Annotated in this window: 16 protein-coding genes; 9 read left to right on the forward strand and 7 right to left on the reverse strand. The window is 67.9% G+C overall.

What is annotated here, in order from left to right; genetic code table 11:
- Positions 1-7 precede the first annotated feature (7 nt).
- From P0D62_RS06300 to P0D62_RS06310, 3 genes are read right to left on the reverse strand one after another with little or no spacing between them, the layout of a single operon-like run.
- Complete coding sequence (locus P0D62_RS06300) at positions 8-928, reverse strand: thiamine-phosphate kinase (RefSeq protein ID WP_275701776.1); 921 nt, start codon at positions 926-928, stop codon at positions 8-10.
- Between the two features lie 22 nt (positions 929-950).
- Positions 951-2,063: a D-alanine--D-alanine ligase family protein gene (locus P0D62_RS06305; RefSeq protein WP_275701777.1), complete on the reverse strand. Its 1,113-nt coding sequence runs from the start codon at positions 2,061-2,063 to the stop codon at positions 951-953.
- A 45-nt stretch (positions 2,064-2,108) separates the two neighbouring features.
- The gene (locus P0D62_RS06310; protein ID WP_275701778.1) at positions 2,109-2,876 is read right to left on the reverse strand and encodes a lysophospholipid acyltransferase family protein; all 768 of its coding nucleotides are present in this window, start codon (positions 2,874-2,876) and stop codon (positions 2,109-2,111) included.
- A gap of 122 nt (positions 2,877-2,998) precedes the next feature.
- Here P0D62_RS06310 and P0D62_RS06315 point away from each other — a divergent pair, with 122 nt between their 5' ends.
- From P0D62_RS06315 to P0D62_RS06325, 3 genes are read left to right on the forward strand one after another with little or no spacing between them, the layout of a single operon-like run.
- Positions 2,999-3,733: a hypothetical protein gene (locus tag P0D62_RS06315; RefSeq protein WP_275701779.1), complete on the forward strand. Its 735-nt coding sequence runs from the start codon at positions 2,999-3,001 to the stop codon at positions 3,731-3,733.
- A complete protein-coding gene (locus P0D62_RS06320) occupies positions 3,730-4,845 on the forward strand; it encodes a DUF697 domain-containing protein (RefSeq protein WP_275701780.1) in 1,116 nt (371 codons plus the stop codon). The genes P0D62_RS06315 and P0D62_RS06320 overlap by 4 nt, the downstream gene beginning before the upstream one ends.
- The gene (locus tag P0D62_RS06325; protein WP_275701781.1) at positions 4,845-5,474 is read left to right on the forward strand and encodes a GTPase domain-containing protein; all 630 of its coding nucleotides are present in this window, start codon (positions 4,845-4,847) and stop codon (positions 5,472-5,474) included. The genes P0D62_RS06320 and P0D62_RS06325 overlap by 1 nt, the downstream gene beginning before the upstream one ends.
- Here P0D62_RS06325 and P0D62_RS06330 read toward each other — a convergent pair.
- Positions 5,431-8,286, reverse strand: coding sequence for an AAA domain-containing protein (locus P0D62_RS06330; RefSeq protein WP_275701782.1), 2,856 nt, complete (start codon positions 8,284-8,286; stop codon positions 5,431-5,433). The genes P0D62_RS06325 and P0D62_RS06330 overlap by 44 nt on opposite strands.
- A gap of 259 nt (positions 8,287-8,545) precedes the next feature.
- Between P0D62_RS06330 and P0D62_RS06335 the strand changes: the two genes are divergently transcribed.
- The 3 genes from P0D62_RS06335 to P0D62_RS06345 all read left to right on the forward strand — a co-directional run bounded on the left by P0D62_RS06335 (position 8,546) and on the right by P0D62_RS06345 (position 11,137).
- Positions 8,546-9,844, forward strand: a complete 1,299-nt coding sequence (locus P0D62_RS06335; protein WP_275701783.1) for a dicarboxylate/amino acid:cation symporter — start codon at positions 8,546-8,548, stop codon at positions 9,842-9,844.
- An 85-nt stretch (positions 9,845-9,929) separates the two neighbouring features.
- Complete coding sequence (locus P0D62_RS06340) at positions 9,930-10,541, forward strand: ClpP family protease (protein ID WP_275701784.1); 612 nt, start codon at positions 9,930-9,932, stop codon at positions 10,539-10,541.
- Positions 10,538-11,137 (forward strand): ClpP family protease, encoded by a 600-nt coding sequence (locus P0D62_RS06345; protein ID WP_275701785.1) that lies wholly within the window; start codon positions 10,538-10,540, stop codon positions 11,135-11,137. Before P0D62_RS06340 ends, P0D62_RS06345 begins: the two co-directional genes overlap by 4 nt.
- 9 nt (positions 11,138-11,146) lie before the next feature.
- On the opposite strand, the gene P0D62_RS06350 is transcribed toward P0D62_RS06345, so the two are convergent.
- Complete coding sequence (locus tag P0D62_RS06350) at positions 11,147-11,461, reverse strand: helix-turn-helix domain-containing protein (RefSeq protein ID WP_275701786.1); 315 nt, start codon at positions 11,459-11,461, stop codon at positions 11,147-11,149.
- Positions 11,462-11,545: 84 nt separating this feature from the next.
- On the opposite strand from P0D62_RS06350, the gene P0D62_RS06355 reads away from it, so the two are divergent.
- From P0D62_RS06355 to P0D62_RS06365, 3 genes are read left to right on the forward strand one after another with little or no spacing between them, the layout of a single operon-like run.
- Entirely contained in the window at positions 11,546-12,637 is a 1,092-nt protein-coding gene (locus tag P0D62_RS06355; protein WP_275701787.1) for a hypothetical protein, read from the forward strand.
- A 32-nt stretch (positions 12,638-12,669) separates the two neighbouring features.
- Complete coding sequence (locus P0D62_RS06360) at positions 12,670-12,867, forward strand: hypothetical protein (RefSeq protein WP_275701788.1); 198 nt, start codon at positions 12,670-12,672, stop codon at positions 12,865-12,867.
- Complete coding sequence (locus P0D62_RS06365) at positions 12,851-13,189, forward strand: type II toxin-antitoxin system PemK/MazF family toxin (RefSeq protein ID WP_275701789.1); 339 nt, start codon at positions 12,851-12,853, stop codon at positions 13,187-13,189. Before P0D62_RS06360 ends, P0D62_RS06365 begins: the two co-directional genes overlap by 17 nt.
- 181 nt (positions 13,190-13,370) lie before the next feature.
- Here the strand turns inward: P0D62_RS06365 and P0D62_RS06370 are convergent, their stop codons facing one another.
- Positions 13,371-13,682 (reverse strand): PadR family transcriptional regulator, encoded by a 312-nt coding sequence (locus P0D62_RS06370; protein ID WP_275701790.1) that lies wholly within the window; start codon positions 13,680-13,682, stop codon positions 13,371-13,373.
- Positions 13,679-14,692 (reverse strand): hypothetical protein, encoded by a 1,014-nt coding sequence (locus tag P0D62_RS06375; protein WP_275701791.1) that lies wholly within the window; start codon positions 14,690-14,692, stop codon positions 13,679-13,681. Before P0D62_RS06375 ends, P0D62_RS06370 begins: the two co-directional genes overlap by 4 nt.
- Positions 14,693-14,729 lie beyond the last annotated feature (37 nt).

Below are 14,729 nucleotides of genomic sequence, written 5' to 3' on the forward strand. Positions count from 1 at the left end.
GAGATTCCTAAGAAAAGTGATCCCAACCCGCTGCGCCATCGAAGCTCGCACCGTCGACGAGCACCCCGTCGCCCTCGACCACGCGGCCGATCAGGCGCCATCCCTGCGGCACCGCGGCCTCGGCCGGGAAGGTGCCGACGAGCGCGTGGTCCTCTCCCCCGGTGAGCACGAAGCTGAGCGCGGAGCGGCCCGTCGCAGCCGCCACCCGGACCACCGGATCGGGCAGCTCCAGAGTGGAGGTGTCGACGTCGATGGCCACGCCTGAGCCGCGCGCGATGTGGCCGAGATCCTGCAGCAGGCCGTCGGAGACGTCCATCAGCGCGGTGGCGCCGGCCTCCGCCGCGACGACCCCCTGGCCGTAGGGCACGCTCGGGCACAGCTGCTCCGCGACGGCGTCCTTAGGCGAGCGGAAGCCGCGCATCAGCGTCGCCAGGCCGGCGCCGGCCATGCCGAGCGTGCCGCAGTAGGCCACCACGTCGCCGGCTTTGGCACCGGTGCGGGTCAGCGGCGCGCGCCCTTGGAGATCGCCGACGGCGGTGCCCGAGATGCAGACGATCGACGACGAACTCATGTCACCGCCCACCAGGCTCACCCCGGCGCGCTCGCATTCGGCGCGTACGCCCTTGGTGAACTCGCTCACCCAGCGCGGATCCTGACTCTTGGGAAACGCCAGGGTGACGACGATCGACGACGGCTTGGCGCCCATCGCCTCCACGTCGGAGACGTTCACCGCCACCGTCTTGCGGCCCACGGCCTCGGCCGACGACCATTGCTGCTTGAAGTGCACGCCCTCGATCAGGGCGTCGGTGGTGATCGCCACGTCGCCGCTCAGGCGCAGCACCGCGCAGTCGTCGCCGGGGCCCAGCACCACGTCGTCGCCTTGCGGCAGCTCGTGGGTGATCTCGTCGATCAGGTCGAACTCGCCCATCTCGGTCTCGTCCTTCCCTGGATCAGCGCAGGCCGACGGGGCGCTCCAGCGCCAGGTCGATCAGCGCGGCCACCAGGTCGGGGTAGGTCATGCCGGAGACCTGCCAGAGCGTCGGGAACATCGAGATCTGGGTGAAGCCCGGCATGGTGTTGACCTCGTTGATGAAGATCTCGTCGCCGGAGACGAAGAAATCGGCGCGCACCAGGCCCTCGGCGTCGACCGCAAGATAGGCCTGCTTTGCCAGCTCCTGAAGCCTCGTCGAGAGCGCCTCGTCCAGCACGGCGGGCGCATCCAGGGCGGCGCCGTTCTCGTCGAAGTACTTGGCCTCGTAGTCGTAGAAGCCGTCATCCGCCTGCACCCGGATCTCGCCGATCACGGACGCGACGCAGCCGTCGGGATTCTCGGGCGCGCCCAGCACGGCGCACTCCAGCTCGCGCGCGCCGACGAAGCCCTGCTCCACCACCACCTTCGGGTCGAAGCGCTGGGCCTCGGCGATGGCAGCGTCCAGCTCCGAGGGATCGGCGACGCGGCTGATGCCGATCGAGGAGCCGCCGCGGGAGGGCTTCACGAAGAGCGGGTAGGTGAGCTGGTTGATCTCGGCCAGCACCTCGTCGCGATGATGCCGCAGACGATGCGCGGACGCCGCGACGTAGGGCCACACCGGCAGCCCGGCCGCCTCGAAGGCGACCTTCATGAAGTGCTTGTCCATGCCGATCGCCGACGCGGCCACGCCGCTGCCGACGTAGCGGATGCCCATCATCTCGAACAGCCCCTGGATGGTGCCGTCCTCGCCGTACGGCCCGTGCAGCAGCGCGAACGCCACATCGACGCCGTGGATGTCGACCAACCGTTCACCGTTGCGGGTGGCCACCTGGCAGCCGTCGGGGCCGACCATCCAGACCGCGTCATGGTCGGGCTCGGTCACCTCCGGCGGGGCACCGTCGACGATGCGGTAATCCGCGATGTCCTCCAGCGACACCTGGCACCAACGGCCGGACTTGGCGATGCCGACGCCCACCACGTCGTAGCGGTCCTGATCGATCGCCCGCAGCACGCTGGCGGCCGTCAGACACGACACGCCGTGCTCTGGCGACTGGCCGCCGAAGATCAATGCGACGCGGATGCGCTGGCCCATGTGGTCCTCCCTCAGATGTCCGCCGGACAGCCTATAAGAAGAGTATTAAGGTCGCGTCACGCGGGCCCCCACCCGCGCGTCGTAGCGGCCCTCGGGCGCAGGGAAGCCGCGGATCTCGGAGACCATCGCGGTCAGGGTGTCGAGGATCACCTCGGTGACCTCGAGCTGGGCCTCTTTGTCGGTGCGACCGGCCCAGGGAGACAGGTCGATGGGGTCGCCGGCCTCGATGTAGACGTCCTTGCGTTTGCCGAAGAGCCGACGGAACTCCAGCTTCTTCTGCCCCAGCACCAGGTTGGTGCCCGACTGCGCCACCGGGATCAGCGGCACGCCCGTCGTCAGCGCGAGGTGGGCGGCGCCGAGACGCGCGGTCATGGGCCAGCCGTCGGGGTCGGCGGTGATGGTGCCCTCGGGGAACATCGCCACCAGGTCGCCGGCCTCCAGCGCCTGCTCCGCCGCGATCAGGGCGTCCCTGGCGCGATCTGTGTTGCGGTAGACGGGGATCTGGCGGCACTTGCGTGCGATCCAGCCGAGCACCGGGATGCGGAAGATGTCGGACTTGCCGAGGAAGCGCGGCCACCGGCCCGAGTAGATGAGGTACTCGCCCAGCGCGAGCGCGTCGAAGTTGGAGAGGTGGTTGGACACCACCAGCACGCCGCCGCCCTTCGGGATCGTCTCCTGGTTGCGCCAGTGCCGCACCGACACCAGCGGCACGACGGCGCGGGCGAAGGCCAGCACCGCTCGGTACACCACGGACACGCGCTCGTTGTTCACCCGCCGCACGGGCAGGCGCCACGACTCATTCTCACCAGACATCCCGGGCATTCTTTCATCCTGGGCGGCCCATCGTCGCCGCAACTTCCGCATTCCCTCGGCCTCGAGAGATTGGGCGGCCCCACTACTATTCACAGCACAGACCGCCGCCGAAAGGAGGGGCCGTGCTCGTGGCGTCCCACATCGCGCTGGAGATCCCCGACCTCCTCGACTGGTCGGCGGGCGGGGTGGTCAATCCCCGCTTCGCGCCGCTGGAGGAGCTGCCCGGCTTGGGCGCCGTCGCGCGACTGCACCTGATGGATCTGCTGATCGACGAGGACACCAGCGTCAAGCGCCGCCAGCGGATGCTGACCGCGCGAGCGCACCTGGCCACCCGGTCGTGGCGCCCGCTCGGCGACGATGCCGCGCGTCCCACCGATCCCGGCCGACTCCGCGACCAGTTCCGCGGACGACTGCCCGAGGCGATGTGCCTGTCGCTGCTCGTCGAGGCGACGATCGACGGTCCCTTCGCGCCCTTCCAGATCTCGATCCCGCCCGAGACCTTGGAGGCCGCCCTGCGCCAGTTCGCCTCCGATCTGGGCGCGCCCCGGATGTGGGCCGACGCGGCGCTGGCCGCCGTCAAAGACACCGAGCCGCCGCGGATCGCCGTCGGGACCGGCGAGATCGACGAGAAGCTCCGGCAGTTGCACGCCGTCGCGGTGGCCAAGATGAGGCTGCGCCCCGCGACGCCCGTCACCGAGATCGAGTATCTGCGGCAGCTGCGCTCCGGGCTGGAGAACGACCTCACGGTCCATTCCCTGGTGGACGATCCGCGCACGGCACCGGCCCGGGAGATCAAGGGCCGGATCAAGGCGGTCTCGGGCATCCTCAAGCAACTCGAGAAGGAGACGCGACGGTGACCCAGGACAAAGCGGTGGCCGGCAAGTCGACGCAGGACAAGCTGCTGGCTGCCTGGAAGTCGGCCGATCTCTCCCGCTACAACCTCGCGGTGCTCGGCGGCACCGGCGTCGGTAAATCCACCTTGATCAACGCGGTCTTCGGCGTCGACCTGGCGGTCACCGGCGTCGGCTCGCCGGTCACCAAGGGCGTGCAATATCACGCGCCGAAGGACGCGACGCTGGGCCTCTACGACTTCGAGGGGGCTGAGAGCTTCGCGACGCTCGGGCAGTTCGTCGCAGGCTTCGCCAAGGTCTACCGGCAGCGCATCGAGGCCCACCCGTCGCAGGCCATCCACGGCGTGTGGTTGTGCATCAAGGCCTCCGACCGTCGCTTCGACGATCAGCAGAAGGCGCTCGTCGCGCAGCTCACCGGGATGGGCCTGCCGGTGGTGCTGGTGGTCACCCAGACGCCATGGAAGCCCGAGCTCGGGTACTCGCGCGACGCCAAGGAGTTCCTGTCCTACTTGACCGGCCTCCGACTGCCCATCGTGGGCGGTCAGCCGGTTCCCGTCGCGGCGCTCGACGACCCCTTCACCGGCGCCCGCCGCCACGGCCTGGACGCGTTGGTGCGCGCCACGGAATCGGCCGCGCCGCAGGGTCAGCAGGCTGCCTTCGCCGCGGCCCAGCGGATCGACATCGAGCTGAAGCGCAAGGCCGCCCAACGCGTGATCGCGATGGCCACCGCCGCCGCAGCCGGCATCGGCGCGGCCCCCATCCCCATCCCCGACGCCCTCCCACTGGCCGGGGTGCAGACCGAGATGATGCGCCGGATCACCACCATCTACAACGTCCCGTTGGGCCCTGAGGCCGTCTCGACGCTGCTCGGCCAACTCCTGACGCAGTGGCTCGGGCGGTTGGCAGCCACCAACCTGCTCAAGTTCGTGCCGGGGGCGGGCACCGCGATCAACGCGTCGGTCGCGGGCACCCTCACCGGTGGCCTCGGCGCCGCCTGGCAGACGCTGTGCGAGCGCGACGCCAAGGGCGAGATCGAGATCGGCACTCTGATCAAGGACAACCAGCTCACGGGGATGATGTTCGGCCTGTTCCGCGACTTCGTCTTGAAGAAGCGATAGTGGCGTCGCTCTGGTCCCGGTTCCGCGGTCGACGTCGACAACCCGAACGGCCCCGTCGCACCAACGTCGCCGTGATCGGCGCCACGGGCGTCGGCAAGTCCACGCTGATCAACGCGGTGGTGGGCAGCGAGCAGGCCTCCGCAGGGATCGGCGCTCCGGTCACCAAGGGACTGTGGTTCTACGAGACGCCCGACGGCCGGTTGGGGCTCTACGACTTCGAGGGCGCCGAGTCGTTCACTGAACTGCGACGCTTCGTCCGCAACCTGTCGGTGATCGCCGACGAACGCGCTGCCGAAGGCCCCGACCACGCCATCCACGGCTACTGGCTGTGTCTCAAGGCCTCCGATCGTCGTTTCGACGATCAGCAGATCGAGCTGGTCCGCGAGCTGGCCAAGCAGCGGTGTCCCATCTGGCTGGTTCTCACCCAGACCCCGTGGCGGCCCGACAAGGGATTCCCCGACGACGTGGTGGAGTTCCTCTCGCACCTCACCCTGTTGCGGCTGCCGATCGTCGGCGGGCGGCCGTTCCCCGTCGCCGCGATGGACGACGAGTTCGCCGGCACCGCGCAGTACGGCATCGACGCTCTCACCCAGTCCGCTCTGGGGTACCGTCCTCCGCTGCGTAAGTAGGAGCGGCGAGTTCCGCGTCGAGGGCGGCGACGATCCGGGCGACCTCGCCGCTACCCGTGGTCGGCAGGGGCAGCAGGCGCAGCCCCTGGCTGGCGCAGATCTCCTCCTTGAGCCGATCCCGGGCCTGTTGCACCGGATCGTTCTGGTGGAAGGCGAATCCGTTCACCTCGATCGCCAGCAGGGCGCGGTTCGTCGTCTTGTTGTGAATGAGGAAGTCCACGTGCGAGGCCCGGTTGACGAACGCCACCTGCGGCGGGGAAAGTCGCTGGGGCTTCACGATGAGGTGCCGCAGCCGGACATGGGCATGAACGGCCAGCTGCGAATACTCGGGCCGTTCCAAGATCTCGTGAAGCACTGTCCAGATGATGTCCTCCGACTTGTAATCCATCTCTCCACGGAGCCGCTGAGCGAGCGGCTTCAGGTGGCGTGAGTACTCGCGGTAGAGCAGGTCGAAGACAGAGATGACGGTCTCGTTGATCTGGTCGTTGTTCGGATACCGGTAGCGGATGTAGTCGGCCAGGTCACGAAGGTTCCTGGCTCTGGGCGGGTTCTTGTGATGGGCGACGAGAACGAACTCCTCGACCGCGCGCGACACGGCGACGTTGATCAGATGCGCGCCATCAGCGAAACCAGCCGCAATCGCGCCCTGGCGGGTTCCGTCGAGCACGGCCGACATGATCACGATGTCCTTCTCCCTGCCTTGGAACTTGTGCACCGTATCGACCTCGGTGCCCTGGTCGAGCAGATCCTCCGCCTGGCCAAGGGCATCGGTGATAGTGCCCACCTGCCGCCGATACGGCGTGACGATGCCGATCCGGTGGGGATCCACGCCGTGGAAATGCTCTGGCAAGATCGTCTTCGCCACGAGCTCGGCCTCGCGTTGATTGATGTTGCCACCCTGGCGAAGGTGCCGCATGTGCTCGCCAGGCGGGGTGCGGATGACCCTGAGCGGATCGTTGCCGGTCCTGCCCCAGGTGAAAGGGATGAGCTGATCGCCATAGAACTTCTTGTTGCAGAACCCGATGATGTCCGGGTGGCAGCGGTAGTGCTCGCGCAGCAGGGTGCGGGGCAGCGCGTCGCCGTGCAACGCCACCAGCGAGGTGAGGATGCTGTGCTGGTCATAGGCGAAGGCCGGGTGCGGTGCCTCTCCGGCGCGGCGGGCCGCATCGAGGTTGGCGATCTGGGGCAGTTGCCGCTCGTCGCCCACGACGATCAACGTGCGGCAGCACGACAGGGCCAGCGCCGCGGCCAGCAGATCGACCTGCGACGCCTCGTCGATGATGAGGTAGTCGAGCAGGTGGTTGGAGGGAAGGTTCCTCTTGAGCGAATGACAGGTGCTCAGGATCACCGGATAGTCCTGAGTGAAGGCCGAGAACTGTGATCGGTAGCCGTCCGCGTCGTAGATCCGCGACGTCGTGCCCGCGTAGCGACGGTGAAGCGCGGCGTGCAGGGCCTGCTCGGAGAGCCGACGGTGGGTCGCGGCGAGCGAGGTGAACTGTCCGCTTTCCAGGTCGGCCTCGCCCTGCGCGATCTCTCGTTCGAGTTCCTCGACGCGCTTGCGGTAGAAGGCGCGCTGCAGTTGCAGCACGGTCTGGGTATCGTCGGGATCCAGAAAGCGCGTCGACCCATAGCGGAAGTACCCGCGAACGCGAGCGATCAGGCGCTCGACGGCGCCGGCCCGCTGATGGACGTGCTCGGACTCCGCGAGGTACTGCACGACGCGCTCGGACGAGCGGCTGAGCAGAGGAAGATCGTCCAACTCGGGGAGAGCCTCGTCACCGATGCGCTCCTCGAAGTGGCGCTGCTCGACGCGATAGGCGGCGGCCCGCTCCTTGAGCTCGGCGACGCGTCGATCACGCTGCTGCAGCGACCCCAACCGGTTGGCGAGAACGGCGAGCTCCCTGGGATCGACGTCACCAGGCGGCGGCTGGGAGCGGAACTGCTCGACCTCCTGGTTCCGCGCCCCCTGTCCCTCGCAGAAGGCACCGATCCGGTTCTTGTTGCCCAGGGCAGCGGCCATGAAACCGACGCCGTGCTTGTCCAGCCTGTCGCGCACGTTGTCGACCGCCGCGTTGTTGAACGAGACCACCCCCACCGTCGCGCCCGGTTCCACGACGATGTTGGCGATCAGGTTGAGGATCGTCTGGGTCTTACCGGTGCCGGGCGGGCCGTCGATGACCGCGATGGGGTGCGTCAGCGCGCTGAGCACGGCGTCGCGCTGGCTGGGGTTGAAGGAGAACGGGAAGAGCGTCGCCTCCAGGACATCGGCCGGCAGTCCGCGCGGCGCAATCGGTTCACCCGAGAGGTAGCGGGCCAGCGCACTGTCCCCGTGGACGCGTCGCATGGCCCCATAGGCCCTGCGGAGGGGATCATCGTCGGGAAGGGCGGCGACGAGACGTCGGAGGTAGGCAAGGACGTCCGCACCGCGTCCCGGCTCCACGCAGGCGCGCAGTTCGACGTCCTCCGCGGGATGGGTCTGGTAGCTCTCGGTGCCGGTGTCAGGGTCGACGGTGAACACGCGCAGCCAGCTCTCGCCCGAGTCGTCGAAGCGCCAGACCTCCGTCGCGTGCTCCTCGACCAGGCCCTGGACGACGATCAGGTGGGTGTCGGCAGTCGCGACGAGAACCGGATTCTGAAGCGCGCGGAAGCCGTCCGGCGCGACGCGATACTCGGTCGCGCCCGCCTTTGTCGGCAGCGTCACGCGGAACACGTGCCCGTCGAACCGATAGCCCAGGCACGCAGCGGTCTTGTCCTCGAACGCGGGGCTCTGCCGGAACTTGACCAGGATCGCCACCTGGCGCGGGTCGTACACGGCCTCACCTCCCAGGGCAGACGGCTGAGAATTCCACTCTAGAACCCCCTCGAACGGGAATGGAGATCGATCGTGGAGATTGTCCGAGGGTTCCCGACGGCCGCCCACGACGCCTCGGACGGCCTGTCACGAGATTGATACAGCACAACGAGTAAATCGAAACGCCACTGTTCCTTGCATCGAATCCGCGCGTCATAGCGTCATTCGCATCCGGCGACCCCCAGCCGGCCCTCCTTCCCTCTCCCCCTCGGAGGCAGCGATGAAAGTCCTCAAACACCCCGCAGCCCAGATCGGCGCGGCCGCCGTCCTCGGCATCGTCTTCGGCCTGATCGCCGGCGAATGGGCCGGCAACCTCAAGTTCGTCGGCGACATCTTCATCCGGCTGATCCAGATGGCGATCGTTCCCCTGGTGATGACATCGGTCATCGTCGCGACCGGCTCGATGAGCGGCTCGGGCATGGGCAAGATGGCCTTCCACACGTTCAAGTGGATGCTCGGCTTCTCGGTGGTCGCCGCCGTCGTGGCTTGGCTGCTCAGCTCCGCCATCCAGCCGGGCGCGGGCATCGTCTTCTCCGGCGAGATCGATCCCACGCTCTCCGAGCAGGCCGGCGCGGCCACCGGCTGGCAGGACACGCTGCTCAGCTTCGTCTCCACCAACATCTTCTCCGCCATGTCCACGGCGACGATGGTGCCGATCATCGTCTTCTCGCTGCTGTTCGGCGTCGCCCTGAACGCGTACGTGACCTCGACGGGCAACCGGCTGGTGGTCGACGTGCTGGATCAGGTGCAGCAGGTGGTGATCACCATGATCCGGATCGTGATGCGCATCGCTCCGATCGGCATCTTCTGCCTCCTCGCGCCGCTGGCGGGCACCGTCGGTTTCGGCGTCGTGACCAGCGGGCTGGCGTACCTCGGCACCACGCTGCTCGGCGTGCTGATCGTCACTGCCCTGTTCGTCGTCGTGGTGACCCTGGTCACCCGCGTCAACCCGGCCCTGCTGCCCGGCAAGCTGGGCGACCAGACCCTGATCGCGATCACCACCACCAGCTCCGCCGTCACCTTCCCGACGGTGTTGCGCACGGCCATCGAGAAGGTCGGCGTGAGCCAGCGCATCTCCAACTTCACGTTGTCGGTGGGCCTCACGATGGGCTCCTACGGTGCGGTGCTCAACTACATGATCGTCGTGATGTTCCTGGCGCAGACCGGCTCCGTGGAGCTGACCTTCGGCCAGATCGCGATGGGCATGGCGCTGGCGATCCTGCTCAACATGGGCACCATCACCGTACCGGGCGGCTTCCCCGTCGTCGCCATGTTCCTCGGCACCTCGCTGGGCCTGCCGCTCGAGGCCGTGGGTCTGCTGATCGCCGTCGACTGGTTCACCGGTATCTTCCGCACCTTCCTCAACGTGAACGGCGACACCTTCGTCGCGATGCTGGTCGGCAACAAGATGGGCGAGCTGGATCGCGAGGTCTACTACGGCACCAAGACCGTCGAGGCCGACGCCATCGACGTCGAGGCGATGGAGGAGCAGTTCGCCAAGGCAGACGCCGCCGACTGACCCTGCCACGCTCTTCTGCTGTCGGCAGCGCTGCTGTCGGCGGATCGCCCTTTTGCGGGTCGAGGGGCGGGAGCAGGCTGGCGTCATGAACGACAAGCCTCCTTCCGCCCTCGACGAGCAACTCGCCGGGCGTCTGCTGGAGCAGCGCGTCCTGCTGCTCGGCACGGCCTTGGACGAGACGATCGGCAATCGCATCTGCACCGGGCTGATCCTGCTCTCCGTCGACGACCCCGCCACCGACATCTCGCTGTGGATCAACTCCCCCGGCGGCTCGGTCAGCGCGATGCTGGCCATCCGCGACACCATGCGGGCCATCCCCAACAGAGTGCGCACGGTCAATCTGGGGCTCGCGGCCAGCGCCGGGCAGTTCCTGCTCAGCGCCGGCGAGCCCGGTCACCGCTACAGCCTCCCGCACGCCAAGGTGCTGCTGCACCAGGGGTCGGCGGGGTTCGGCGGCACGGCCGGGGACATCGCCATCCAGGCCGACGACCTGCGTCGCACCCGCGACACCGTGCTCGGCCTGATCGCCGCCGACACCGGCCAGGACGTCGTCACGGTGGAGCGCGACTCGCGGCGCGATCGTTGGTTCGATGCCGAGGAGGCGAAGGCGTACGGCTTCCTCGACCACATCGTCGAGAGCATCGACGAGATCCGTCCACGGCCACGAGCCGGCATCGGGCTGGGGGTGGCGTCGTGAGCAGCTATCCCATCCCGTACGTCTCGACCCGCACCACCAACGGCGAGCGCACCTCCGACATCTACTCGCGCCTCCTGGCCGACCGGATCCTCTACTTGGGCACGCCCATCGACGACGGGGTCGCCAACGCGGTGATCGCCCAGCTGATCCACCTGGAGTCGGAGAACCCCGATGCCCCGGTCCAGCTGTATCTGAATTCCCCCGGCGGATCGACGACGGCGATGCTGGCCATCTACGACGCCATGCAGTTCGTGCGACCGCGCGTCGAGACGACCTGCGTCGGCCAAGCGGTGGCCAACGCGGCCGTCTTGCTCGCGGCGGGCGCGCCGGGGCATCGGCAGATCCTGCCGCATGGGCGCGTCGTGCTGCACCAGCCGGCGGCGGAGGGCCGGGGCACCATCCCTGACCTGATCCTCGAGGCCGACGAGGTGGAGCGCACGCGCAGCCTGCTGGAGGAGGTGCTGGCGCGGCACACAGGCCACACGGCGGAGCGGATCAGGACCGACACTGACCGCGACCTCGTGCTCACGGCCCAGGGCGCCGTCGACTACGGCATCGTCGACGCCGTCCTGGCCTACCGCTCCGCGGCAGAGTGAGCCTGAACCTCAGGCAGCCAGGCAGACCGGACCGGTCCAAGCCCGGGCGCTCACCGCGGCGCTCGGGCTCGCGGTGGCGAGGCTCACCAGGTCCAGCACGGTGAGGTCGAGGGCTCCGGCCACAGCGGCCAGCACCTCCGACGAGGCGTCCTTGCGCCCGCGTTCGATCTCGGAGAGGTACTGCGGCGAGACGCCCGCCCGCCGGGCCACGTCGACCAGACGCTGCCCGTCCTCCGTTCGTCGACGGCGCAGGGCCTCGCCGACCAGTTCGCGCCATAGCGGCTCGATGTCGTCTGTATTGGTGATGGCTCGCAGCTCTCCCATGAATGCCACGGTAGTCGCCAGGTGGTGCACGCCGGCGTCGTTCTGCTGTGAGCAGCGTGACCCACCATCAACTACCGTGGACGCATGTCTGCCACCGCCTCCGGTCTCTCGCCCGAGCAGCTCCTCGCCGGTCCGCGAGGCCGTCGAATGCTGCTGCAGTTCGCCGTCGAGTCCGAGCGGGAGACATCTCCCGACGGTGGCGGACCGCTCGGGAGCAGCATCTTCGATGCGAGCTATCGGCTCGCCAAGCTGAACGGCCATGCCGTCGCCCGCTTCGGGTGGGGCCCCGGGGCCAATGATCCCGACCGCATTCCCGACGTCTTTCCAGGCGACGTCGCCCGAGCACTCGGAGCGGTGCCGTTGATCAAGCCGGGCATGGAGGTGCTGCGCTTCTGCCTGGCGCAGTCGGTGGATGCGGCCATGTATTGGCAGGAACCCGACGGTGACGACCTGCTCACCACAATTCCGTCCGTCCGCGAAGCCCTGGGCCGAGTGGCGGAATGGGTCGCGTCGTCGGCTTCGGCCTCCTGGTTGTCGACCCCCATCGACCGCGAAAACCAATGGGAGCTGCACTGGCACGACGCCCACAATCACGAGCCGCACTCCGCACCCGCCGTGCTGAAGGATTGGCGCGCCAACGCCACGCTCCGTGAGGCATCGGCCGACGGCGAATGCTCGGGCGCTTGGTGGTCAACGCCGCCGCATGGCCTGCCCGTGAGCTGCGGCTCGCTTCCCATTGGAGCCCCGTCGGGTCTGTGGTTCGTAGAGGACACCGTCGGCTGGAAGAAGGCGGACGCGAGGCGCGTCGAGGTGCCGTCGTCGGTGAGAATCTACGAAATCCACGGAGCGGAGGACTGGGCGCGCCTCTGCCGGAACCATCCGCTCGAGGTGACCCTCCAGAAACAGCACGACTGGCGCGAGACCACCGGACGCGCCGGTCGCTGGGTGGTGCCCGACTGGGCACGCGTCGCCGAACACTACGACGCCGTCCGCCTCAGCTACACCGGCTACCTCTCCGCCGCCGGCGTGCCCATCCCCGTCGACGACGAGACCGCCAGCCTGATCGCCGGCTGGAACCCCGACGCCACCTACTGGTTCACCGACATCACGCACACCGGCAACCCGGTCACCTGGCGCTGCCACGGCTCCCCCGAAGAAGGCGACTGGCGGGTGTAGATAAATTCGTCTACCAGTCGTACCCTGGGGATATGAGCACCACGACAACGATCCGCGTCACTCGCCCCGCACGCGACGCACTCAATGACCTAGCCGCCAGGCGCGGCGAGACCCTCACCGACACGATCACCCGAGCTGTCAGACTGCTCGAACAAGACGCCATCGGGCAAGAGCTCTCCGAGCCTCTGCACGACGACGAACGAGCCTGGCTCGATGCTGACGCCGGGTGACGTCGTCGAACTCGACCTCGGCGTTCCTTCCGGCTCCGAGGCAGGTCTCCGTCGACTTGCCATCATCATCACGGCCGCTCAGATCCTCCGCGGCGGCCCCAACGTCGTCCAGGTCGTTCCCCTGACCAGCACCATTCGCGACAGCGGCTCTGAGATCGTCGTAGAGCCAGATGTACACAACGGCCTCACTGCCACCTCCGCGGCACAGTGCCAACACATCCGATCCGTGGCCGTGTCACGGGTGAGCGCGCACGTTGGCAACGTGGGCCCGGCCGCGCTTCAGCAGATCCGAGGCGTCGTGGCGCTCATCATCGACGCTTGAAAGAACAGGTCGGGATCACCGGACTCCCGAGAGGCTCGCTAGACCCCAGCACCAACCTCCATATCTAGGCAGTGGCCGATTCTCGGCATCAGACACAGGAAAATCGACCACTGGCCGATTTTCCTTGATAGTCGGATGCTTCGATCACGAGTCACCGCCCATCACTCCGGCACGCGACGAACTATCGAAGACGGCTGACTGCCTCGAGGAAGTCTTGCCACTCGGTCTCGAGCGCCAGCAACTGTTCTCGTCCGGCGTCGGTCAAGGCATAGACCTTGCGAGCCGGTCCAGCGTCGCCTGGCTCCCACGAGGCGACGACGACGCCGTCGGCCTCGAGCTTCACCAGCGCCGGGTAGAGCTGGGCCCCCCTGATGGGGTTCAGGCCGGTCTCTTCGAGCGCTTGCGAGATGCCATATCCGTGGCGCGGCGCAGCGTCGAGCGTCCTCAGGATGAGCAGCGGCAGGATGGCGCGTTGCCAGGCGGCGACGTTCACGCCGCCACCTTCCACGGACGCGATCGCCATTGGCTGATCACCGTTGCAGCGAAGAGCAGCACAGCGCTCCCGAAGATCGCGATGCGCCACCAGGTCCAACTTCGGCCGTCGTCGGGAAGCGCTGCGATCGCGATGAGCATTGGCATGATGGCCTGCGCGACGCTGCCCCACCGCCACCGTCGACCCTTCGCGCTGCGATCATGGGTGGCCAGCTGGCGGGCGAAGCCGATGGGATGGCCGCATTCGTCGTACAGGCTCGTTGCCCCGGCCTCCGACATCATCTGACGCACCTCTAGTTCCTGCTCCCGGATGCGCGAGCGAGACACCCCCTTCAGCACGAGAGCACCACGAAACCGGCGCAGCCACACGGCGTCGTCCCACTGGGTCTGCGGCGGGGACTCAGGGATCCGACGTGCGACGAGGAGCGCCACTATTCCCGGCAGCAGCATGGCTGCCGCAAACAGCAGCACCGGCACATCCCTCACGAGCGGCTCCGCACCCGAGTGGGTCGCAACGATCACCACCGCCGACACGAAGCACGCGAGCCCGAGCAGCAACGAGACGAGCATCGCCAACGGCCGGGCCGCCTCATAAAACAGCCGCGTAAAGGTGACCCCGGTCGCAAAGGTCAAGAAACCGATCGCCATCGCCACCAGTCCCGGGCGCAGGTCGGCTCTCCACCCCTCATCGATGAGCAGGGAGATGGGCGGGAGCAGGGCGACCAAGATCAGACTGCTCGCAAGCCCTGTCAGCATGCCCCGCCACCCCGCAGCACCAGCAGCACGCAGTTCCTCGTCTACCGTTGACAGATCCTCAACGTCCGAGGCCGCGACCACCCAGGGCTCACCGAAGACGACGTAAGCCGGCTCGCCGGCCTCAAGCACGGCGACGCGCAGCTCTTCGACCCTGGCCCGGATCGCCTCCTCCGGGACCGCCGGCTGGGAGACATGCCACAGGTACGCGAACAACCAGGCATCGTCACGCTCCGGCCACTCTTCTTCGTCAGACACCACAGCCGCCTATCTAGGTACTATTTATACCTAGATA

The organism is Tessaracoccus caeni, assembly GCF_029211185.1.
Classification (GTDB): domain Bacteria; phylum Actinomycetota; class Actinomycetes; order Propionibacteriales; family Propionibacteriaceae; genus Arachnia; species Arachnia caeni.